Here is a 21400-nt window from a genome sequence, read left to right on the forward strand (position 1 = left end):
TTTTTTGGAAACCCTGTAAGATTTCTCCTCCCGCCCGGGTCTATATAGTCAGAACCCACAAAAAGGAGGTACCAACATGAAAGACCGGGAATTGACCCGATTGCTGCAGACACAGCCGGAGGAGGGTCTGGAGGCAGCCATGCTCGACTACGCGCCGCTGGCAAAGGCGGTGCTGAACCGTATCCTGCCGCAGAATCCCTGCGACCGGGAGGAGTGTATGGCCGACGTGTTCGTCTCCCTCTGGCGCAATGCGGCCAAGCTGGAGCGCACCGCCACGCCGCTGCGGCCGTGGCTCATTGTCACGGCGCGCAACAAGGGCATCGACCGCTACAACGCCCTGCGCCGCCGCGAGGCGCTCTCGCTGGACGACGGCCTGGCCGAAACGCTCGGTGAGCTGGCTGAGTTTGACCGCGCCACCGCCGATGCCGCCGACCTTGTCGGGGCGCTGGTAGCCGCCATGGCCCCGCCCGACCGGGACATCTTTCTGCGCAAGTATTATCTGCTGCAATCCGGCAAGGAGATCGCCGCCGCGCTGAATATGAGTGTTGAGAGCGTCAACACCCGCCTGAGCCGCGGGCGTGACCGCCTGCGCCGCCAACTGACCGAGAAGGGAGTGTACACCCATGCGTAACAAAAATTTTGATGCCGATTTGTTGAAAACGCTGAATGAGCAGCCGATGCCCGCCGCCCCGCTGACCGATGATGAATTTGCCCGCGTGCTGGACGCGGCCTGCGCCAAGCTGCCGCAGGCAAAAAAGACCGTCAAGCGCCGTTTTCCATGGGGGCGGGTGGCCGCAGCAGCCGCAGCCTGCATGGCTGTGGGGCTGGGCAGTGTCAACTTTGCCGCCCCCGCCGTGGCCGAGCAGCTGCCTGTGGTGGGCAGCCTGTTCAGCTGGCTGAACCGCGGCGGGCAGGAGGACTACACCTCGCTGCACAGCGAGCAGCTGAATAAATACGCCGAGACGGTGGAGGCCACCGCAGAGAGCGCCGGCAGCCCCTACACCCTGACACTGGGGCAGGTGTTTAACGATGGCGATTGGCTGCGCATCAGCCTGATGCTGACCGCCGAGGACGATAGTCTGGCCGGGTTCAACGCCATCGGCCCCAGCGAGGACGCCGTAGAAAAGGCGCTGCAGAACGGCGGCGGGCAGTACGGCACGCTGGTGCTGGACAACGGCACGGAATTGAACGGCGGTGTTACCTTTGAAAAACGCGATGACCGCACCTTTGTGACGGGCATCAATTATGAGCTGTTCCTTGCACCCGATGATTTGGCCGGGCACACGGCAACGCTGACGCTGTCCGACCTCGTGGCCTGCAACAAGAGTATTCTCGAAACCGATGGCAAGAACTATTGGCACTATGACTATGCCGACCAGACCCCGCTGCCCGGCAGCTACACGCTGACCTTTACCATTCCCGAGGTCAGCGATGCAGGCGTGCGCACGATGGAAACGCCCGTGGAACAAAACGGCATCACCCTGCAAAGCGTCACGGCCACGCCCGCCGCAACGAAAGTGCTGCTGAGCTTCCCGGCGGAACAGCATTGGGTGAATGTGAGGCTGTTCACCGAGGATGGCACGGAGCTGGGGCACGAGCGCGGCGATGGCGGCTGGTGGACGGACGGCGCATGGACGGCCGACCCGGCGGACTTCGACCACCCGGAACAATGCACCAAGGCCAGCTATGACTACTTTGCTGCCGTGCCCGAAAACTGCCGCAGCCTGACGGTAAAGGTCTACGATTTTGACACCGATGCAGAGCTGATGACCTTTACCGTGGAGCTGCCGTAAAGGTTTCCCCCTCGGGGGAAGCTGTCCGCGAAGCGGACTGATGAGGGGCGGCCTTGCCCGATTGAGTCCTGTGGGGCAATGACGACACGTGCACCCCTCATCCGGCCCTGCGGGGCCACCTTCCAGTCTACGCGCTAAGAGCCGCCTTCGGCGGTTGCGCTCCGACACGCGCCTGCGGGCGCAGCCCAAGGGGGAAGGCAGGGGGTTACTCCATCACCTCACACCCCGGAAAGTACCACTCCAAAATCTCCCGCCAATCCTTGCCGTCCTCGGCCATGGCCTTTGCACCGTACTGGCTCAACCCGACGCCGTGGCCGTAGCCGTGGGTCGTAAAAACAAACGCATTCTCCCCAGGATCATACGCCACCGTGAACGCCGCGGATCGCAGGCTGAACGCGTTGCGCAGCTTTGTCCCGGTGAACACCTGCCCGCAGAGCGGCATCTGCGCCACATAGCCCGCTGCGTCCGATACGCCCCCGCCGAACCAATCGGCGGGGGCGTTTGGTATCTCGTCGGCATCCAGCCCCAGCGCCAGCAGGACGCTGTACACCTGCTCGGCACTGTACGTGACGGCAGTCTCAAACCCCGGCGCGTCGGCGTCCCAGGGCGACGACACCCCCTGTAAGTACGGCACGGCGGTCAGCCAGACGTTCTGGCTTGCCTCGGTCTGCCCGGCGCTGATGCTGTGGTAGCACGCAGCGGCGGGGGAGCCCTCCCAGCAGAGCACTGCCCCGGCGGCTTGGTCTGCCAGTGCGGCCAGCCTACTATAATACGTAGAAAATTCGCCGTCCCACCGCGCCCGCAGCACCTCGGCCGTCGTCCAGCCCGCGCACTGGGCGCTGTTGCAGCTGAACGCCGCGTCGCCCAGGCTCAGCGCGTAGCTGTGGGCGGCCACCATCTGGGCTAAAATCGCGTCGTCGGGCCAGTCGGGCGGCAGCTCACAGGCGGCTGTGCCGATGAGAAAATCCTGCACGGAAACCGAAGCGTTCTCCCCATCGTCACAAATCAAAATGGGCGCAGATGCGTTAAAGTTGCGCTGCATGGGGGTGGCGGTGTACACTGGCAGCGGCGTGGCGGCAGGCTCGGGCAGCACCTCGGGCGGCGGGGTGGTACTCTGTAAATCGGTGGTGGCGGGCTTGGCCAGTGGCAGGGCGGCAAAGGGCGCGGCAAGGGCCAGCAGGCCGAACACTACGGCCCGGCGAAATGTTTTTTTCAAGGGGCGTGCCCTCCTTGCAATTTGCGGCGCAGGGCGGTACAATAGGAATATCCCGCGCGGCTTGTCCTATATATATGCGGCGGCCGCGCCCTGTATGAAATGAGGAACTTTCATGAAAAATAAACATCCCAACGCCATTGTGGTGCTGGCCCTGGGTTTTGCTATGGCGGGGCTGCACCTGGCCGACCTGCTGCTCTGGTCCGACGCCGAAACCGGCTTTGCCACGGCGGGCTCGGTCTGGCTGCGGTACATCCCCTGGCTGGCGGCGCTGGTGCTGCCCTATCTGCCCGCCCGCCGTGCGGCAAACCAGCCGACCGGTTTGCAGGACACCTGCCCGCCGCTGGGGCTGTGTATGGTGCTGGCCGGGGCGGCGCTGGTCACAAGCGGCGTGGCCATGGGGCCGGTGGCAAAATACGCGGTGCAGTACCCGGAAATGTTCTCCACCGACTACCCGACCTGGGCGGCCTGGGCCGATTTATTGCTGCCGGTTTTGTGCGGCGCATGGCTGCTATATTACGGCGGCCGGGCGTTCAAGGGTTTTGGGATGCAGCGGCAAAAGCTGGGCAGCCCGCTGTTTGCCGGCACGGTGCCGCTCTATTTTTTGTGGAAATTGATTTGGCGGTTCCAGTTCACGCCCGCGTCGGTCTACCGTATGCCCTGCGCACTGCGGGTGCTCAGCGCGGCAGCAGCGCTGCTGTTTGCCGTGGTGTTGATCAAAGTGTTCCTTGTGCCGGGGCTGCCCTGCGGCCACACGCTGTACGCGGCGGGCACCGGGGCATATCTGCTCTGCACCGGGCTGGAACTGACCCAGACCCTGTTTGAAGCAGCCCACGATATGCTGACCCTGCCCGATTTGGCGGCAGGATTGGGTATTGGGTTGCTTGGCCTGTGCGGACTGTTTTGTGCGTGGGAAGCCTGCGGGGAAGAAATGGAATAAAGGAAAAGCTGCAAAGCCCCTCCGACCATCGCTGGCGCTCGGCTACCTCCCCTGTAAGGGGAGGCCGGTCGAGCCTGCGAGGCCTGAGGGGCTTTTTGCGCGGCCACTATTCCACATCCTCCACACAAAAACCCTGCAAATACACCCGGAGCGGGCTGTATCGGTCCAATACCAGTGCATCCGCATCGGGCGGCGGCGTCAGCGGCAGGGTAGGGGAGAGTGCCAGCCGCACCGCTGCGGCGTACCGTGCCCCGGCGGCGGTCACATACGGCCCGCAGCGGTGCAAAAGCGCGGGCAGGTCGCCGGGCATCCGCACGGGGCTGCCGCCCTGTAAGGCCAGCACGGCGCTGTCACCCTGGGACAGCAGCCGCACCACGGCCCGGCCCTCGCTGCGCAGCACCCCGCGCAAAAACGTCAGCACCGTGCCCTGCAAAAGCCCGCGGGGCACGGCGGCGGGCAGCGGGGCATCTGTGCCGCAGAAATACAGCCACCCGGCGCGGTAGGCGGCCAGCTCCCGCGCGGCGGCACACAGCGCGTCCAATTCTGCGTTCAGCTCCAGCGCATGGGCGGGCGGGGGCGCAGTCAGGGCCTCGGCAGTCAACACCAGCCGCAGCGAGGGTATAATATCCGCCCCGCGGGCCGCAGCCGCCGCCAGCGCCGCCCGCGTCGGGCCGAAAAATGGCATAGCACTCACCTCTCCCCATCCGGTGCGAAATTTACCCTTAGTCTGCCCCAACCGACCCCAAAACCGGGCTGGAAATGGCTGGGATTTCAAAATTTCTGTGGATTTTTTGAAAAATCGTGTTAAAAGAATAACAGACCCCCTTGCAGAATTGTGAAAAATAGGGTACAATAGTATCATACCGACGAGCGGGGAACCGCTCATAAGGTGAAAAAGACAAATCTTGGGAGGATTTCACTATGGCTGTTAAAGTTGCTATCAATGGTTTTGGCCGTATCGGCCGTCTGGCTTTCCGTCAGATGTTTGAGGCTGACGGCTACGAAGTTGTCGCCATCAACGATCTGACCAGCCCCGCTATGCTGGCTCACCTGCTGAAGTACGACACTGCACAGGGTTCTTTCCTGGGCAAGATCGGCGAGAACAAGCACACCGTTGAGGCTGGCGAGGATTACATCGTCGTCGACGGCAAGAAGATCACCATCTACGCAATTAAGGATGCTAAGGATTGCCCCTGGGGCGAGCTGGGCATCGACGTCGTTCTGGAGTGCACCGGCTTCTACACCAGCAAGGCTAAGGCTGAGGCTCACATCCAGGCTGGCGCCCGCAAGGTCGTTATCTCTGCTCCCGCCGGCAACGACCTGAAGACCATCGTCTACTCCGTCAACGAGAAGACCCTGACCGCTGACGATCAGGTCATCTCCGCTGCTTCCTGCACCACCAACTGCCTGGCCCCCATGGCCGACACCCTGAACAAGGCCTTCCCCATCGTCTCCGGCATCATGACCACCGTTCATGCTTACACCGGCGACCAGATGATCCTGGACGGCCCGCAGCGCAAGGGCGACCTGCGCCGCGCTCGTGCTGGTGCTCAGAACATCGTTCCTAACTCCACCGGCGCTGCCAAGGCCATCGGCCTGGTCATCCCCGAGCTGAACGGCAAGCTGATTGGCTCTGCTCAGCGCGTTCCCGTCCCCACCGGCTCCACCACCATTCTGGTTGCCGTTGTCAAGGGCAAGGACGTCACCAAGGAAGCTATCAACGCCGCTATGAAGGCTGCTTCTTCTGAGAGCTTCGGCTACAACGAGGATCCGATCGTCTCTTCCGATGTTATCGGTATGCGCTATGGCTCCCTGTTCGATGCTACCCAGACCATGGTCGCTAAGATCGACGACGACACCTATCAGGTTCAGGTCGTTTCTTGGTACGACAACGAGAACTCCTACACCTCTCAGATGGTTCGCACCATTAAGTACTTCGCTGAGCTGTAATCGAAAGATTTCTGCGAAGTATCGCACTAAAATAAACATCCAATCAACAGTTGACCGCGCCGCTTAACCGCCGCGCCGCGCAAAACTCAGTTTTGCTACGACAATTGTTGAGAAAAATCGTAGCTCAACTACGATAGATGTTATAGTACGATGTAAGCCCCTTTTGGCTGCTGTATGGCAGTTGAAAGGGGCTTTTTTAATGTTACTCGCTGATGCTTGCACCGAATATGTTTTTAGCTGCAAAGTGCGCCGCTTGTCTGAGAAAACAATAGACAACTACCGTAAACAAATTCTTTACTGGAATCGCTACCTTGATGAAGTGTGTGATGTTCAAGAGGTAGAGAAAGTACGGCCCATTCATATCAAGAATTTTATTATCCTAAAGGAAAAGGACAAGAGGAAACCCGTCTATATCAATGACTTGCTGAAAGCCTACCGCAGCTTTTTCAACTACTGCGTAGAAGAAGAATATATAGACGAATCGCCCCTTGCAAAAGTAAAGAATGTAAAAGAACCGCGCGTAATTATCAACACCTTCACCCTAACAGACATTAAAAAGATGCTGGACTATTATAGCGGCGCGGATTATCTTTCGGTGCGCAATCGGGCGATACTCGCCGCGCTATTTGATTCTGGTATACGCTGTGCGGAACTAATGAGCCTTACGGATGATAAAGTGCGCGAGGATTATATGTTGATTCACGGCAAGGGCGATAAAGAGCGTGTAGTGCCTAAATCGCCGTTTTTGTCTAAGTGTATGATACGATACCAGAGAGCAAGAGAAAGCTATTTTGCGGGCAAATTGCCGCCGCAGGGGTATACGTTTTTAAGCAAGACAGGGAAGAAACTGACCCATGAATCCGTTGCTAAAATCGTGCGTAATGCGTCAAGAGCAGCAAAGGTAGATAGGTCGGTACGCGCCAGTCCGCACACTTGCCGCCACACTTTTGCACAGCTACAGTTGAAAGATGGAATTGACCTCTATACCCTTAGCCGCTTGATGGGCCATGAGAATATAGCCATCACACAGCGCTATTTGCGCGGCATGAAAGACGATTCAATACTTCAAGAGGGAAACAAGCACAGTCCTTTAATGCGGCTGTAAAATAGTAGGCAGATTCTACAATATCTTAGAAAATTCTATCAATAGGTAAACAGATAGTCAGCCAGTTGTTGAAAATTCTGGCTGACTTTTTCTATGCGCGGAAATGGGCGGCAATCTGAAAGATTGACGCATTAATTAATTGAATAGAACAAATTTGCGGAGACAATTTATTGAAAAAAGAACGATGTTATGATATAATATTTATAGAAGATGAGAAAAGAAACCATCTTCTAAGATTGGGCGGGCTATCGTAAAAAATTATGCGCATCGCGCATAATTTTTCACAGATAGCTGGAAAAATTTAAAATTACACACATTTTTACGAGATTCTCTATTTACATCGTAGAAAAGTATGAAAAGGAGTAATTCTATGTATAAGAATTCTTAGGTTCTACAAGGATTTAACAACAATAAACAAGAAATGCTGTACCTTTCAGACGCAATCAGAGGGGAATATGTACAAGATGAGTTTAATGTGATTGAAGCCCCATGCGGTTGCGGTAAGACAGAATACGCAGTCAACAAACTTCCCTACGAGATTTTAGGCAGTAAACCGCAGTTTAACAAAGTGCTGTATTTGATTGATACTTGCGCAGGACGACACAGCATTGTTGCAAAGCACCCAGAAAAGGCCCGCTGCTATGATAACATCATTGATAACGGCGGTAGGCGGTTTGATGGTTTTGATGCAAATAGAATTGTTGTAATTACCTATGCTAAATTGGGCGTTGAGGTGCGCCGCAATCCAGATTTCTTAAGGCAGTTTGATTTGATTATTGCTGACGAGTTCCATAATATTCATTGGCCTATTCCCTATGAGCGCGGCATAATCAAAACAAACTATCCCTATTTAACAAGTAGTGAAGTTGATGCGCAGCTAAAAGAACGCTGCAATAACTATCATGCGATGATGGCATTGTCTCGCGCCGCCGTGAATCCGTCTACTATTGTTGTGGGCATGAGCGCCACACCTTACGACATTGAAACATGGGCAGAATGGCAAGATGTGCCGTTCACCTATATGAAGATTGCGCCGAATATTAGACATTACACAGCACAGAACACTGTTCCCTATAGCCATGTGGACGGCTTGATCAAAAAGCTGCCAGAGGGGCAGAAAACGCTATTCTATGCGGCACACATTACGGATATAAAGAAGTTTCAAAAGGAATGTGAAACGGCTGGATTGCGCTGTGCGTCTGTGTGGAGTGTAAATAACACAGATAATCCTATGACGGCCGAACAGCTAAAAATTAGAAACGCCATCATAGAAACGAATGAGTTTCCAGAAAATGTTGATGTACTATTTATCAACAAAAGCATGGAGACAGCCATTAACATTTACACACCTGTGCCGAATGTGGTTGTACACTCAGCAAACAAGAGCGCACAAGTACAGGCGCGTGGACGTATCAGAAATGATATTGAAAATCTGTATGTACTTACGCCAGACACGCGCTATATAGATTTGACAGACCGCCGCATCAATGACTTCTTTAATAAGCCGCTTGATGTAGAGCAAAAGGCAGCGTTGGTGCAGGTCGTTGGGCTGAAAGATAGTCAATCACATAAAGTGGGCTGGCCTACGCTGAAAAAGGCGCTATGTGAGAATGGCTGCACGATTTTGACGCACCGCATGGGGACAAAAAACTATGATGTGATTGTGCCGCCAGATAGTGTTGAGGACTGATAAAGCACGGTTGTCCTAATGCCTGCCCTAGTGTGCGGCGCTTGTCTAGTGGTGTGCTTTTGAAATAGAGCAAATGAGTGGAATCCTCTAATATATCCCCCTATATATGGGATTTGTGTGCAACAATAATATATAAAATGCATGACCCCCGGCGGATAAAAAATAAACCGCCGGGGGTCGTTGAATTTTGTGGCAACATATAGCGGTATAACGATAAAACCATATATAGTGTATGCCGCTTTTGAAACTTGATAGGATTATAAATGTACCTATAAGACGGGCTGTGCTATAATATAAACATCGAAGGGAGATAAAACAAAAACACAAAAACTCCCACACAAACAGCGTCCACGGCATACAGTGGAAGAAAGAGGTTTATTATGACTCAGCAGAAGATTAAGTTTGATTTCACCGAGAATACCATTAAGGTTGATGAGAAGTTCTATAAGAAAGCGCAGAATTATGGTACGGAAGAGTACAGAGTATTGACAAAGATTTGTGCTGAACACCCCACCGCCAGCGTTATGACGGTTCGCCGTGAGGGTAACTATAACCGCGTTACGATTAAGGCCATGGAAGACTTTTTGACTAAGTATGATGCGGATGCTCTTGATGAACTGCACAAGCTGTGCAACGAGACGAAAATGACCGTTTCCAAGACGGGTCGCCCCTACAAAAAGAACAACATGGGAACGATTCGCAAGTGGTTTATGAGCAACTACAGTGACGCTTACAAGGCTGACATGAAAGTGAAAGAAGCAAAGGCCGAAAGAGACAAGGCGGTTGCTGACGCAATCAATGCAGCCAAAAAAGCAGAGAAGGCAGACACCCCTGCGCAGAATCAGTAAGGGGGTCTGACAAATGATTTACGCAAAACTGAATAACAAGAGAAAGGGGACGCAACGAAAATGCGCCCTCTTTTTTATATTCTAAGTGGTAGCGTGATTCGATTTGGGATAGCGTTTTGTTGTGTCTGTCTGAAACAAGATATAATCGACACTTACATTGTAAAGATTAGCCAAAAGAACCAAAATTTCAGCGGTAAGTTGCTGTGTTCCTGTTTCGAGGTAGCTGTACTTGCGTTGAGTAATGCCGATGCAATCCGCAACATATTGTTGAGTATAGTCGTGGTCTTCGCGCAAAGCCTTAATACGATTCATCATAAACAAGTCCTATCTGATGCCTTTTGATATAGAGCATATAATAGATAGTATTTGTCTATTGACTTTTAGATAAAATTTATCTAAAATGATGGTAAGGCATTGTCTACTATGACAGCGAAAGGATGAAAAAAGTTATGTTATGCAAGAAATGTGGTAAAGAAATCCAAGAGGATACTAAGTTTTGCCCAAATTGTGGAACAAAGGTTGAGGAAAAAGAAGAAACATTAGAGGATATACTTTCGGGGAGTGTAAAGCCAAGCGAAGGTTATCCTGCAAGCGGCACTATTCAAGCTGTAGACGGTCAGCCCGCCGCAGGGAGTTTGAACGCTAATGCAGGCAATATGAAATTCTGCTCACATTGCGGTAAACAAATTTTGAAAGATGCGGTTGTTTGCCCACATTGCGGTTGTGCCACCGAATCAAAAGCAAGCGTGACAGATGAACCCAACAAAGGGCTGAATATCATTTCTTTTTTACTGCCTATTGTGGGTGCGATTTTGTATCTTGTCTACCATGAGAAAGAACCAAAAAAGGCTGCCGCTGCTGGTAAATGGGCACTGTATGGTTTAGGCTTTTCTGTAATCTGCTATGTTCTGTTGGTTGCTTGCACAGCAATGATATGATGATGAAGGGGCACAATTATGATTTGTAAAAAGTGCGGCTGCCGCGTGAGCGATTCAGCTGCGTTCTGTGATAAATGCGGCGCTTCTATGGCTGAATTTGGACAAAAGGAAGTAAGCGCACCACAAAAAGCCAAGTCGCCAGAAGAAAGAAAAAAGAAGATAATTATAATAGCCCTGATTGTTTTAGGCGTACTGGCCGTCCTTTTCGGAGTGAAAAAGATTGCGGTTGCAAATAAGGCAGTGAAGGCAATACGAAGCGAGTATTTGGTTACTTCTGGCGTGGAAGGAGTTTATATCGAGCATTATACACTCGGTCTTGACAATGTGTATGTGGTATTCAATGATGGAAAAAATTATGTTTGCCATGTGCGCGGCATGAATACGGTCGAAATTTTGACAAGAAGCAATTACCCCTATGGGACAGGCGAAGAAAAGACCAAACTTTATGAATCAATGGCAAGCCGTATTAAAGAACATGGGCTGCCGATAGCGCCTGTATTTGTGATTGGGTCATAAAGAAAAATAATTTGCCACAGATATTGGAAAAGGCGCTTGCCCCTAAAACAGAGGTGAGTGCCTTTTACTTTACTCTTGATGTAAATTTAGAGTATACCCTATCTTTACGCCGCCAAAAGCCCCAAAAACGTAAAAATAGAGTTGGTTTTCAAATTGTTTTACAAAACGTAAATGAAGTCCAGACTATGGGACTTTTACTATGGTATAATAATAGTAGAAAGCGAAGGGAGAACGTAAAAATGAAAATCGCCTATGTTCGTGTGTCTACTGTTGAGCAAAACGAAGCCCGCCAGATTGAAGCGCTGAAAAAGTACGATGTGGACAAGTGGTTTACGGAAAAGGTATCTGCAAAAGATACGAACCGTCCGCAGCTGCAAGCAATGATTGATTTTGCGCGTGAGGGTGACACGATTTACATTCACGATTTCAGCCGCTTGGCGCGTTCTACTGCCGACCTCTTGAAGCTGGTGGAGCAACTACAGGCAAAGGGTGTGCATCTTGTCAGTAATAAAGAGAACATCGATACCAGCACCCCAACAGGACGATTGATGCTTACAATGATTGGTGCAATCAATGAGTTTGAGCGCTGCAACCTCTTGGAACGCCAGCGCGAGGGTATCGCTATTGCAAAAGCACAAGGCAAGTTCAAAGGCCGCAAAGAGGTCAAAGCGGACGATTTCGCCGCACAGTATCAGCGCTATTTGAACCGCGAGTTGAACAAGGCACAGCTTGCAAAAACGCTTGGAATTTCGCGCCCTACGCTTGATAAACTGATTCGTCAGCATACCACCGCATAAACCGTTACAGCCCCTCTCAGCGCCGCGCAGCGGCGTTAGAGGGAGTATATAAAACAGGCTGGAAAGCCGCAATAAAGCAATAGAAAGAGGGTAGAAAAAGCAAGAATCCTGCTACGAAGGTCAACACCTAAATAAAGAAATAAAGAAGTTTCCCAACTACGACAATTGTTGTGAAATTTCTCTACGAAAAAAGAAAGCATACAGCCACCAAAAGGGCGTAAAAACAGCTATACAGCGATAATAATTGATGGAACACCTATCAGGTTCAGGTCGTTTCTTGGTACGACAACGAGAACTCCTACACCTCTCAGATGGTCCGCACCATTAAGTACTTCGCTGAGCTGTAATCTGCGAGTAGCTTAACTGCGAATAGCAAATAGCTGAAACCGCCCTCTCCGGGTCAAACCGGAGAGGGCGGTTTTTGGTTACGGTTTATTGCGTTCGCTGATGTAGTCTATCAGATTGTAAACCAAGCGCTTTTCCTGCTCAGTCATGCCGCGCAGACTGATTTGTTCTTCTGCGGTCAAACCGAGTATATCGTCCGTGGTGGTGTGGAACAGCTGTGCCATTTCCACAAGGTAGACTGCTGTGGGGGAGGATAACTCCATTTCCCACGCATTGACGCTGGCGCGCGTTATCCCCAGCTTGCGGGCCAGTGCGGCCTGGAAAAGCCCCATGTTTTCCCGCAGCCGTTTGATATTGTCAGAAATCAAGCTATCACGTCCATTCAAGTGTACAGCAGAATAATAAACAAACCGCAAGGAAAAAATCTTCACGCAGATCGTCAAAAAACGGTGCGCAATTCTGCGCAACCGGTTGACGCCGAACCTGCTATTTGTTACAATGGTAACGAACCCTGTATACAAAAGAATGGAGGAAAGTATCTATGCTGCAATCCCTGAAGCAGAAAACCCTGGTCGGCAAGCTGTGGGCCATCATCGTCCTGGCTGTGGCGGCCATTTTCATCGGCGTGGTGTTCGGACCCGGCATCGCAAAAATGATCGCTGGGCCGACCCATTTCGCACCGCTGGATGACCATGACGTCCTTTCCCTGCAAGGACAGTATCTCGAGGCGGACATTGACACCCTGATTGACTACTACGCCGAGACCGTCGTGAGCGAGAGCGGCAGGCCGGACAAGGTCAGCGCCCGCGAGTACATCATGCCGGTCAACACCCCCGACGCCACCGTCTACATCGGTGTGGAAGTGCCCAAGCCCAAAATCAGCGACGCCGAGGCGGTCGTTGCCGATACCGAGCGGCTTATCGATGACGAGGACGGCAGTTATGAGTGGGACGGCTCCTACGTGTCGGTGCGCGGCACGCTGCAGCCCATGGATGATGAGACCCGGCAGCTGTGGGAAGATTACTTCATTGACGCCGGTTTTAGCTATGATGATATCGGTCTGTTTGACGACTGCACAGCCCTTCCGCTGGTGCTGACCGACGGCGAAATCGACGGCCAGGACACGTTTGTGTATGGTTTTATGGGCGTCATCGGCGTTCTGCTGGTGGTGCTGGCAATCTGGCTCGTGGTTCATTCCCTGACCGGTGGCTTCCAGAAGCAGATTCGCAACTACATCAAGGCTTCGGACGACCCGCAGGCCACCGAGCAGGCCCTCGACCGCTTCTACGAGGACACGATGCAGGATGGCAAGGTCCGCATGAACCGCAGCTGGCTGATGTACGACAAGGGCGGCGATTCCTGGGTGCTGGCCGGTGACGACGTGGTCTGGGCCTACCAGTACACAGTGCGCCACAAAGCTTACGGCATCCTGACCGTGAGGAAAGAGCTGATGGTGCGCGTTTTCGGCGCGAAGGAGAAACGTGCCTGCCACGATATCTACGTCCGCAATGAGGACGAAGCGCAGGAGATTCTACGCCAGATGCAGAGCACCTACCCGGATGCGCTGATCGGCTACGACCAGGACATTGAGCGCAAGTATCACGCCAACCCGGCGGCGTTCCACCAGGCGGTCATCACTGCCCGCCATGCCCCAGCTGCCCCGGCCCAGCCTGCCGAACCCCAGGCAGGGGTGACAGGCGAGCCGGAGAGCAAGCCGCTGTATACCTAAGGCAATACCGCACAATTCCCGCCTAACGGCTCAAGCACCGCTCCGGCGGCTGCGGCACGGCATCTGCGTTGCCAAAATGCTCGATAAGACATCCAGTATTATCTGCGCTTTTGGCTTAGCAGCTGCCGCACCTCGCTCGCCGTATCGGCACTTAGAATTATGCGGTATTGCCCTAAAGTAAAAATTGCCCGATGGCACTTGATGCCATCGGGCAATTTTTTGGGCAAAATTTACTTCTGCGCTTCTTTTTCGGCTTTCTCCGCAAACGCAATCATCTTGCTGTACGTTTCCTCGCTCAGGTCGTGCTCGACCTTGCAGGCGTCCTTGGAGGCAGTCTCCGGGTCAACGCCCAGCGCGACGAAGAACGCCGTCAGCTTGCGGTGGCGGCCATAGATGCGCTGGGCAATTTCCATGCCCGGCGCTTCCAGCTTGATAAAACCGTCGGCATCCATCGAAATATAGCCGTTCTCACGCAGGTTTTTCATGGCGACACTGACGCTCGGCTTGGAGAAGCCCATCGCCACCGCAATATCGATCGAGCGCACAGAACCTTTCTGTTCCTGCAGCATCAGAATTTTTTCGAGATAATCCTCTGCGGATTCGTGAATATTCATGGGCGCAGCCCCCTTCCGAACTGAAATATTGTTCAAATTGTTATTGCATCTATCATACCACACCGCGCGGCAGTTTGCAAGGCTGAATCCGTACAGTTCCGGTAAATGCTGCCGCGGCTTCACCAAGTAAAAGCGCGGTATCATCCTTCAGGATGCGTACTTCCAGCGTGCCGCCGGGCATCTGCACCAAAATCGGCACGCCGCGTCCGCTGCGGCCGGTCAGCACAGCGGAGGCCGCCACGGCGCAGGCCCCGGTCCCGCAGGAGAGCGTGGCCCCGCTGCCGCGCTCCCAGACTGTCACGGCGAAGGCTGTGGGGCTGATCTGCCGCGCGAACTCCACGTTGATGCCCCCGGGGAACGCCGGGTGGTGTTCCAGTTCCCGGCCATACAGGGCCAGGTCAGCCCCCTCGGGCGGGGCATCACCCACAAAAACAACGCAGTGCGGGTTGCCCACGGCCACGCAGTTGGCACGCCAGCTGCGCCCGCCCGTGCAGAGCGGCACATCCAGCAGCGGCCCGCCGCCCAGGTCGGCGGTGCCCACGTCAGCCCCCAGCGCCGAGAAATGCCCCATCTCCACCTGCCATAACCCCGCGCCCACGCGGCGCAGCGTGCGCCGCCCGGCGTTGGGCGTGTCGATGCGGATGCAGTCCCGCCGGACGCCGTGGGCGTATAAAAATTCCGCTACACAGCGTACACCGTTGCCGCACATGGCCCCCTCGCTGCCGTCGGCGTTGAACATCCGCATCGCGGCGTCGCCGTCCGCCAGCAGCGGGGGACAGATAAAAATGACCCCATCGGCCCCCACGGAAAAATGCCGTCGGGACAGCGCCACGGCCAGCGCGGCGGCGTTTGGCGGCAGCCCGGCGGCGCGGCAGTCCAGGTAGATATAATCGTTGCCGGCGGCCTGCATTTTGGTAAAATTCAGTTCCACATGCCCACCTCCCGGCCCATCGTATGCAGCTTGCATAAAATTTAACACTTACCCCCTTGACATTCAGCCGCAGATACGCTATATATTAAATGTATATCTGTGTTTATAAAGGAGTTAAATTATGGATTCCGAAGTTTTCAGCCGCATCCGTGGCTATCTGGCAGAACAGCTGGAAGTCGATCCTGAGAAGATCACCCCCGACAGCGACATCGTCAACGATTTCGGCGCGGACAGCCTGGATGTTATCGATATGATCACCGTCCTGTCCGACGAGTTCGGCGTTGAGATCCCCGACGAGGATATCGAGAATTTCCACACCGTTGGTGACGTGGTAAATTACCTGGAAGACCGTATGTAATGCTTGCGGCGCTGCTGCCGCGGACAAGTTTAGAATTTGTGTGAGGATTAACAGGAAATGGCAAACGATAAGAAAAAAATGGTCGAAGCGATCACCGCACAGGAGGTCGATTTCGCCCAGTGGTACACCGATATCTGCACCAAGGCCGAGCTGGTCGAGTATTCCAGCGTCAAGGGCTTCGTGGTGCTGCGCCCCTATGGCTACGCCATCTGGGAAAACATCCAGAAGAACCTGGACGCCCGCTTCAAGGCCACCGGCCATGAGAACGTGGCAATGCCCGTGCTCATCCCCGAGAGCCTGCTGAAGAAGGAGGGCGAGCTGGTCAACGGCTTCGCCCCCGAGGTCGCCTGGGTCACGGCCGGCGGCAGTGACCCGCTGGAAGAGCGCCTTGCGGTGCGCCCCACCAGCGAGACGATGTTCTGCGACCATTTCAGCCATGTGCTGCACTCCTACCGCGACCTGCCCATGCTGTACAACCAGTGGTGCAGCGTCGTCCGCTGGGAAAAATCCACCCGCCCCTTCCTGCGCACCCGCGAGTTCTGGTGGCAGGAGGGCCACACCATCCATGAGACCGCCGACGAGGCCAAGGCCGAGACCGAGCAGCAGCTGAACTGCTATGCCGACTTTGCCGAGCATGACCTGTGCATCCCGGTCGTCAAGGGCCGCAAGACCGATAAAGAGAAGTTTGCGGGTGCCGAGGCCACCTACACCATCGAGGCCATGATGAAGGACGGCAAGGCCCTGCAGAGCGGCACGAGCCACTACTTTGGCGATAAGTTCAGCCGCGCCTATGACGTGACCTTCACCGGCCGCGACAACACCCTGCAGTATCCGTTCCAGACCTCCTGGGGTGCGTCCACCCGCCTGATCGGTGCCATCATCATGACCCACGGCGACGACGACGGCCTGATCCTGCCCCCGGCCATCGCGCCCATCCAGGTCGTGATCGTGCCGGTCGCCGCCCACAAGCCCGGCGTGCTGGACAAATGCCGTGAGCTGGCCGCCGAGATCGGCCGGTATGCCCGCGTCAAGCTGGATGACAGCGACAAGCAGCCCGGCTGGAAGTTTGCCCAGTGGGAGATGAAGGGCGTGCCTGTGCGCCTGGAGGTCGGCCCCCGCGATATCGAGAACGGCCAGTGTGTACTGGTTCGCCGCGATACCCGCGAGAAGCAGTTCGTGAAGTTTGAGGAGTTGGCCACCGCCATCCCAGCCGCCATGGACGCCCTGGCGAAGGACCTGTACGAGCGTGCCCTGCAGAACCGCGAGAACCGCACCTACAGCGCCGCCACGATGGACGAGGTCAAGCAGATCGCCAAGGAGCACACCGGCTTCATCAAGACGATGTGGTGCGGCGACCTGGCCTGCGAGGAAGCCATGAAGAGCGAGGCTGGCCTGTCCAGCCGCTGTATGCCCTTTGCCCAGGAGCACTTGAGCGACGTTTGCCCGGTCTGCGGCAAGCCCGCCCAGAAGATGGTCGTCTGGGGCGTAGCGTACTAAGACAAAAAAGGGAACGCTGCGAAGCGTTCCCTTTTTTGGTCAGATAAGAACGAAGAAAGAAAAGGAAAAGGACAGCGCTGCCGCGCTCTTTGCCAAACTCGCTTCTTTCTTCTTGGTTCTCTCTTCTCTTTTCTCTTTCTGGGTGTCTTATGTCCATTCTACTCACAACAGTATTCGTTTACGCCCTCGGTCTGCTGCTCACGGCGGTAGGCAGCCGGCTGGCGGGACGGTGTACCACCTGGTGCTGCGCCCTGCTGGGACTGCCCATGTGGGTCGTGGGCGGCACGGTTGCGCCGTTCTGCCTGGCGCTGCCGCAGCTGATGCTGGCATTTCTGGCGGCCGGTATGTCGGTCACGGCGCTGGCCGTCGGCACTGCGCTGGCGGGCGCCGTCGCTAACCTGGGGCTGGCGCTGGCCGTCTGCCTGCTGAATCGTCGCCGGTATGCCACGGCGGATCGGGACGAGTTTTGCCGCAAATGCCTGTTGCTGCTGGCCGCCTGCGGGGTGCTGGCGGTGTTTGTGCGGGACGGCGAATTGAGCTACACCGGCACCGGCCTGTTGATGCTGCTGTTTGTGCTGTTTATTTTGATGAGCATTGCGTTCCAGCACAACTTTACCTATGGTGAAACGATCGAGGCGGTGTCCACCTCGGATGCCGTGCCCAGCTCGCGCCTGGCCACGAAGGAGTACGGCTACACGGCCCACACGATGGCATTCCCGGTCATGAGCGTGCGGAACTCGCTCAAGAACCTGGCGGGCGTTATTGGCGGGCTGGCGCTGCTGGCGGGCGGAGCTATGGCGCTGGTGTACAGCGCCACCACGCTGGCAAACCTCACCGGCACGATACAGGCCCTGTGGGCGGCGTCGCTCATCAGCTTTGGATTCTGCCTGCCTCTGCTGGCCGAAGCCCTGGAACACCCCCTGGGGTCGGTCTGGAAGCGGTTCACTGTGCGGTGCCGCTACTACCCGCCGGACTCGCTGCCCATCCAGCTGTTGAACAGCGCTATTTTGAACCTGACGCTGGCGCTGCCGATTTCAAGCCTGATGTACCGCCACAAGCTGCCCGTGGGCGCGCAGTTCCGCAGTTACGAGGTGCCGGTCTGCGCCGCCATGGCGCTGGTGCTGCTTCTGCCGCCGCTGTGCAAACACAAGCTCAAGCGCTGGCAGGGCGGGGTATGTATGGCATTGTATTTTGCTTATTTAGCCGCCGCATTGTTTGTGCCGAGAGCGGGGGCGTAAAAAAGTACCCTTGATTCATAACACGAATCAAGGGTATTTTTTTACTTCTTCAACGCCGCGCAGGCTTCTTTGATGATATCCCGCTCGACGAAATGTTCTTTTTTGCCGTGGATGAGCTGGTAATCCTCGTGACCTTTACCTGCAAACAGGACGATGTCGCCTTCCTCGGCCATCCTGACGGCGGCGTAGATGGCCTCGCGGCGGTCGGTGATGCAGGTGTAGGGCGCGCCGGGGGCCATATGGGCGGCAATGTCGCGGATGACATCCTCCGGCGGCTCGTTGTCCGGGTTGTCGCTGGTGATGATGCTGTAATCCGCATAGGCACTGGATGCGTCGGCCAGTTCCTTGCGGCGGACCTGGGTGCGCCCGCCCACCGAGCCGAACACACAAATCAGGCGGTGCGGATTGTAGGCCCGCAGTGTCTTTAATGCGCTGGTCAGAGCCAGGCCGTTGTGACTGTAATCCACGATGAAGGTGCGCCCGGGCAGACCCTGCACGACCTCAAAACGGCCCTGCACCGGGGTGTGGGCCAGCGTGGCAGAGGCCTGGGCGGGCGTTACGCCGAACGCGCCGCATATGGCGATGGCGCACAGTGCGTCTGACGCACTGAACGCACCGGGGGACATGACCTCGACGTGGGTGCTCTGCCCGGCGCAGCGGCAGACGAAATCAATGCCCAGCGCCATACGGTTGCGGTACTGCGCCAGCATCACGCCGCGGTAGTCGGCCTCGGCCTTGATGCCGAAGCTGACCTGCTCGCCCTGGAAACCCTCGCGCATGAAATCGCTGTATGGGTCATCGACGTTATAAACCATCGTGCGGGCGTTGTATTCGGCAAACAGACGGCGCTTGGCGCATTTGTAATCCTCAAAATCCGGGTGCTCGCCGGGGCCGATGTGATCTTCGGACAAATTCGTGAAGGCCACGACCTCAAAGGGTACCCCGTCCACGCGGTGGTGGCGCAGGGCCTGACTGCTGACTTCCAGCACGCAGTGGTGTACGCCCGCGTCCAGCATTTTGCGGAACAGGCGGTGCAGTTCCAGGCTCTCCGGCGTCGTGTTGGCGGTGGCCTCGTGCTGGCCTGCAATGTCCACGCCGTTGGAACCGATGTAGGCGCAGGGCAGCCCTGCCTCGGTCATGATGGCAGCGGTCAGCAGGGCCGTGGTGGTCTTGCCCTTCGTGCCGGTAATGCCAATCAGGTGCAGCTCATCGGCGGGGTTGCCGTAGAAATCTGCACCGATGACGGCAAGCGCCGCGCGGGTATCGTCGGTGACGATCTGCACAGCGTCGGCAGGCAGATCCAGCGTGTGCTCCACCAAAAAGGCACGGCAGCCGTTTTGATAGGCGCTGGCGGCGTAGGTATGACCGTCCAGCCACGCACCCACCAGGCAGACGAACAGCGAACCGGCCGCCGCCTTGCGGGAGTCGTAGGTGATGGCGGTGATATCCATGTCGGACGCGCCGGTGTGGGGGATATGTTTGATAAGGTCGTTGAGTTTCATGAAAAACATCCTTCTTAAAAGCCTTCCCCTGAGGGGGGTGGCCGAGCCTGCGAGGCCGGATGAGGGGCGGGGGGATCGTGGCCGCCCACTTACGGGGTGCATCGGCAGACGTGCCCCTCATCAGTCCGCTTCGCGGACAGCATCTCCCTAAAGGGAGATGCCTTTTCCCTTACTTCTGTACGGGGTAATACTTCTTAAACTTCTTGAACTGCCTTCTCAACTGTTCCAGCACGCAGGCGTAGCGAACCGGGTTCCATAGCAGATCCGGCTTGTACAGCAGGCTGCATGCCTCCTTGTGCTGGGCTTTCAGCGCCTTGGCGCGGGCGACAAGGTCCTTGTCCTCAGTGTAGGTGAAAGCCACCTGCGCGGGCACATGGTGCCAGAACACCTCGTTCTTGTTCAGCACGCAGTCGGTGCCGCCGTCACTCCACTTTTCCACGACCAGGCGTGCAATGTTCATGCCGGTGGCGGTTACATAGTAGTTGCTGCGGCCCTGGCGCAGATTGATCTCAAACACGCGGTAGTCGCCGGGGGTGCCGCTGTACTTGATGTCAAAGTTGGAAAAACCGGTGTAGTGGCAGGCTTCCAGCATATTGCGGATGTTCTCTACCAGCGGCAGGGAGGTCGTGTCCTCGCTGACGATGGCGGCGTGGTTGCCCAGACCGTGGGGGGTGTGCTCCTCGACCATCGTGTGGCCCAAGCACATAGCGCGGACCTTGCCGTTCTCGTCAGAGAATGCGGTCAGCACGCGCATATGGTCATCGCCGCCCGGCACCATCTTTTGCAGCACCATCCGGTCCGGGTAGCCGCTGGCGTAAATGGTTTTCACGATCTCGGCGGCCTCGGCGGGGGTGGCGGCGGTGTAGACCTTCTTCATCGTGTCAAAGGGGTGCTTCCAGTAGTCAACGCTGGACGATGGCTTGACGATGATGGGGTAGGCGAAGCCCAGCTTATCCTCGGTCAGCTCAGCGGCGTCCACCGGCGCGGACAGGATTTTGGAATCCGGGTAGGGGATGCCGAACTTCTCGCAGACTTCATAAAATTCGGCCTTTTTCTGGATGGAGCCGTACAGGTCAGCGGCGGGGCCGGGGGCGATATACTCGGTCAGCTCGGCCTTGCGGCGGATGATCATAGCGGCATAGTCGTCGGTGCAGCCGAACAGATACAGCCGCTTGCCCTTATGCTGCGCGGCGAAATCGTGTAAAATGCGCAGCATCGTGTCCTCGTTGTCCATATCGGGCACGGTGGTAAAGTGCACGATCTTGGAATACTTGGTCGGGGCCATCGGGTAGCGGCCATAGGCGTAGCTCTCGACGCCGTAGGCCTCATGGAAGGCGCGGGCAAAGTTATAGCAGTTCAGGTCTGCACCAAGGAATACAGGGATAATGTCGGACAT

Annotated in this window: 22 protein-coding genes; 14 read left to right on the forward strand and 8 right to left on the reverse strand. The window is 55.8% G+C overall.

What is annotated here, in order from left to right:
- Positions 1–76 precede the first annotated feature (76 nt).
- Entirely contained in the window at positions 77–631 is a 555-nt protein-coding gene (locus tag ACZO0A_RS05660) for an RNA polymerase sigma factor (protein WP_294719997.1), read from the forward strand.
- Complete coding sequence (locus ACZO0A_RS05665) at positions 624–1793, forward strand: DUF4179 domain-containing protein (RefSeq protein WP_294719995.1); 1170 nt, start codon at positions 624–626, stop codon at positions 1791–1793. The genes ACZO0A_RS05660 and ACZO0A_RS05665 overlap by 8 nt, the downstream gene beginning before the upstream one ends.
- Positions 1794–1998: 205 nt before the next feature.
- On the opposite strand, the gene ACZO0A_RS05670 is transcribed toward ACZO0A_RS05665, so the two are convergent.
- Complete coding sequence (locus tag ACZO0A_RS05670) at positions 1999–3009, reverse strand: SpoIID/LytB domain-containing protein (protein WP_294720480.1); 1011 nt, start codon at positions 3007–3009, stop codon at positions 1999–2001.
- A 112-nt stretch (positions 3010–3121) separates the two neighbouring features.
- Between ACZO0A_RS05670 and ACZO0A_RS05675 the strand changes: the two genes are divergently transcribed.
- Positions 3122–3946, forward strand: coding sequence for a hypothetical protein (locus ACZO0A_RS05675; RefSeq protein WP_302377159.1), 825 nt, complete (start codon positions 3122–3124; stop codon positions 3944–3946).
- A gap of 106 nt (positions 3947–4052) precedes the next feature.
- Here the strand turns inward: ACZO0A_RS05675 and ACZO0A_RS05680 are convergent, their stop codons facing one another.
- Positions 4053–4631, reverse strand: coding sequence for a hypothetical protein (locus ACZO0A_RS05680; RefSeq protein WP_302377157.1), 579 nt, complete (start codon positions 4629–4631; stop codon positions 4053–4055).
- A 236-nt stretch (positions 4632–4867) separates the two neighbouring features.
- Here ACZO0A_RS05680 and gap point away from each other — a divergent pair, with 236 nt between their 5' ends.
- The 4 genes from gap (at position 4868) to ACZO0A_RS05700 (ending at position 9539) form a co-directional block, all read left to right on the forward strand.
- Entirely contained in the window at positions 4868–5896 is a 1029-nt protein-coding gene (gene gap, locus ACZO0A_RS05685; RefSeq protein ID WP_215693102.1) for a type I glyceraldehyde-3-phosphate dehydrogenase, read from the forward strand.
- Between the two features lie 199 nt (positions 5897–6095).
- On the forward strand, positions 6096–7001 hold the full coding sequence (locus ACZO0A_RS05690) for a tyrosine-type recombinase/integrase (protein ID WP_302377153.1): 906 nt from the start codon (positions 6096–6098) through the stop codon (positions 6999–7001).
- Between the two features lie 421 nt (positions 7002–7422).
- A complete protein-coding gene (locus tag ACZO0A_RS05695) occupies positions 7423–8691 on the forward strand; it encodes a DEAD/DEAH box helicase family protein (RefSeq protein ID WP_279033986.1) in 1269 nt (422 codons plus the stop codon).
- A 380-nt stretch (positions 8692–9071) separates the two neighbouring features.
- Positions 9072–9539, forward strand: coding sequence for a hypothetical protein (locus ACZO0A_RS05700; protein WP_279033984.1), 468 nt, complete (start codon positions 9072–9074; stop codon positions 9537–9539).
- Positions 9540–9620: 81 nt separating this feature from the next.
- Here the strand turns inward: ACZO0A_RS05700 and ACZO0A_RS05705 are convergent, their stop codons facing one another.
- Positions 9621–9854 carry a helix-turn-helix transcriptional regulator gene (locus ACZO0A_RS05705; protein WP_279033982.1) on the reverse strand — a complete coding sequence of 78 codons (234 nt, stop codon included), beginning with the start codon at positions 9852–9854 and terminating at the stop codon, positions 9621–9623.
- Positions 9855–9976: 122 nt separating this feature from the next.
- Here ACZO0A_RS05705 and ACZO0A_RS05710 point away from each other — a divergent pair, with 122 nt between their 5' ends.
- The 3 genes from ACZO0A_RS05710 to ACZO0A_RS05720 all read left to right on the forward strand — a co-directional run bounded on the left by ACZO0A_RS05710 (position 9977) and on the right by ACZO0A_RS05720 (position 11790).
- Positions 9977–10477, forward strand: coding sequence for a zinc-ribbon domain-containing protein (locus ACZO0A_RS05710; protein WP_302377150.1), 501 nt, complete (start codon positions 9977–9979; stop codon positions 10475–10477).
- Positions 10478–10495: 18 nt separating this feature from the next.
- Complete coding sequence (locus ACZO0A_RS05715) at positions 10496–10993, forward strand: zinc ribbon domain-containing protein (RefSeq protein WP_279033979.1); 498 nt, start codon at positions 10496–10498, stop codon at positions 10991–10993.
- 239 nt (positions 10994–11232) lie between these two features.
- On the forward strand, positions 11233–11790 hold the full coding sequence (locus ACZO0A_RS05720; protein WP_302377147.1) for a recombinase family protein: 558 nt from the start codon (positions 11233–11235) through the stop codon (positions 11788–11790).
- A 425-nt stretch (positions 11791–12215) separates the two neighbouring features.
- Here ACZO0A_RS05720 and ACZO0A_RS05725 read toward each other — a convergent pair whose 3' ends face one another.
- Entirely contained in the window at positions 12216–12503 is a 288-nt protein-coding gene (locus tag ACZO0A_RS05725) for a helix-turn-helix transcriptional regulator (RefSeq protein WP_302377145.1), read from the reverse strand.
- 173 nt (positions 12504–12676) lie between these two features.
- Between ACZO0A_RS05725 and ACZO0A_RS05730 the strand changes: the two genes are divergently transcribed.
- Entirely contained in the window at positions 12677–13864 is a 1188-nt protein-coding gene (locus tag ACZO0A_RS05730) for a DUF6709 family protein (protein WP_302377143.1), read from the forward strand.
- Positions 13865–14094: 230 nt separating this feature from the next.
- On the opposite strand, the gene ACZO0A_RS05735 is transcribed toward ACZO0A_RS05730, so the two are convergent.
- Together ACZO0A_RS05735 and dapF are read right to left on the reverse strand one after the other, a co-directional pair.
- The gene (locus tag ACZO0A_RS05735) at positions 14095–14478 is read right to left on the reverse strand and encodes a metal-dependent transcriptional regulator (RefSeq protein ID WP_291231926.1); all 384 of its coding nucleotides are present in this window, start codon (positions 14476–14478) and stop codon (positions 14095–14097) included.
- 52 nt (positions 14479–14530) lie between these two features.
- A complete protein-coding gene (dapF, locus tag ACZO0A_RS05740) occupies positions 14531–15409 on the reverse strand; it encodes a diaminopimelate epimerase (protein ID WP_302377142.1) in 879 nt (292 codons plus the stop codon).
- A gap of 121 nt (positions 15410–15530) precedes the next feature.
- Between dapF and acpP the strand changes: the two genes are divergently transcribed.
- The 3 genes from acpP to ACZO0A_RS05755 all read left to right on the forward strand — a co-directional run bounded on the left by acpP (position 15531) and on the right by ACZO0A_RS05755 (position 18502).
- A complete protein-coding gene (gene acpP, locus ACZO0A_RS05745; protein WP_215693125.1) occupies positions 15531–15767 on the forward strand; it encodes an acyl carrier protein in 237 nt (78 codons plus the stop codon).
- A gap of 57 nt (positions 15768–15824) precedes the next feature.
- Entirely contained in the window at positions 15825–17264 is a 1440-nt protein-coding gene (proS, locus tag ACZO0A_RS05750) for a proline--tRNA ligase (RefSeq protein ID WP_302150214.1), read from the forward strand.
- Between the two features lie 149 nt (positions 17265–17413).
- Entirely contained in the window at positions 17414–18502 is a 1089-nt protein-coding gene (locus ACZO0A_RS05755) for a calcium:cation antiporter family protein (protein ID WP_302377140.1), read from the forward strand.
- 41 nt (positions 18503–18543) lie between these two features.
- Here ACZO0A_RS05755 and ACZO0A_RS05760 read toward each other — a convergent pair whose 3' ends face one another.
- Positions 18544–20004 (reverse strand): UDP-N-acetylmuramoyl-L-alanyl-D-glutamate--2,6-diaminopimelate ligase, encoded by a 1461-nt coding sequence (locus ACZO0A_RS05760; protein WP_291231929.1) that lies wholly within the window; start codon positions 20002–20004, stop codon positions 18544–18546.
- A gap of 169 nt (positions 20005–20173) precedes the next feature.
- Positions 20174–21400 (reverse strand): carboxylate--amine ligase, encoded by a 1227-nt coding sequence (locus ACZO0A_RS05765; protein WP_302377139.1) that lies wholly within the window; start codon positions 21398–21400, stop codon positions 20174–20176.

Source organism: Gemmiger sp., from assembly GCF_057431175.1.

Coding starts and splice junctions, on each gene's coding strand:
- ACZO0A_RS05730 (WP_302377143.1), top strand. CDS start 12,677: ATGCTGCAATCCCTGAAGCAGAAAACCCTGGTCGGCAAGCTGTGGGCC.
- ACZO0A_RS05760 (WP_291231929.1), bottom strand. CDS start 20,004: ATGAAACTCAACGACCTTATCAAACATATCCCCCACACCGGCGCGTCC.
- ACZO0A_RS05680 (WP_302377157.1), bottom strand. CDS start 4,631: ATGCCATTTTTCGGCCCGACGCGGGCGGCGCTGGCGGCGGCTGCGGCC.
- ACZO0A_RS05765 (WP_302377139.1), bottom strand. CDS start 21,400: ATGTCCGACATTATCCCTGTATTCCTTGGTGCAGACCTGAACTGCTAT.
- ACZO0A_RS05755 (WP_302377140.1), top strand. CDS start 17,414: ATGTCCATTCTACTCACAACAGTATTCGTTTACGCCCTCGGTCTGCTG.
- ACZO0A_RS05695 (WP_279033986.1), top strand. CDS start 7,423: ATGCTGTACCTTTCAGACGCAATCAGAGGGGAATATGTACAAGATGAG.
- ACZO0A_RS05665 (WP_294719995.1), top strand. CDS start 624: ATGCGTAACAAAAATTTTGATGCCGATTTGTTGAAAACGCTGAATGAG.
- gap (WP_215693102.1), top strand. CDS start 4,868: ATGGCTGTTAAAGTTGCTATCAATGGTTTTGGCCGTATCGGCCGTCTG.
- ACZO0A_RS05690 (WP_302377153.1), top strand. CDS start 6,096: ATGTTACTCGCTGATGCTTGCACCGAATATGTTTTTAGCTGCAAAGTG.
- ACZO0A_RS05710 (WP_302377150.1), top strand. CDS start 9,977: ATGAAAAAAGTTATGTTATGCAAGAAATGTGGTAAAGAAATCCAAGAG.
- ACZO0A_RS05705 (WP_279033982.1), bottom strand. CDS start 9,854: ATGATGAATCGTATTAAGGCTTTGCGCGAAGACCACGACTATACTCAA.
- acpP (WP_215693125.1), top strand. CDS start 15,531: ATGGATTCCGAAGTTTTCAGCCGCATCCGTGGCTATCTGGCAGAACAG.
- ACZO0A_RS05675 (WP_302377159.1), top strand. CDS start 3,122: ATGAAAAATAAACATCCCAACGCCATTGTGGTGCTGGCCCTGGGTTTT.
- ACZO0A_RS05715 (WP_279033979.1), top strand. CDS start 10,496: ATGATTTGTAAAAAGTGCGGCTGCCGCGTGAGCGATTCAGCTGCGTTC.
- ACZO0A_RS05720 (WP_302377147.1), top strand. CDS start 11,233: ATGAAAATCGCCTATGTTCGTGTGTCTACTGTTGAGCAAAACGAAGCC.
- ACZO0A_RS05700 (WP_279033984.1), top strand. CDS start 9,072: ATGACTCAGCAGAAGATTAAGTTTGATTTCACCGAGAATACCATTAAG.
- proS (WP_302150214.1), top strand. CDS start 15,825: ATGGCAAACGATAAGAAAAAAATGGTCGAAGCGATCACCGCACAGGAG.
- ACZO0A_RS05660 (WP_294719997.1), top strand. CDS start 77: ATGAAAGACCGGGAATTGACCCGATTGCTGCAGACACAGCCGGAGGAG.
- ACZO0A_RS05735 (WP_291231926.1), bottom strand. CDS start 14,478: ATGAATATTCACGAATCCGCAGAGGATTATCTCGAAAAAATTCTGATG.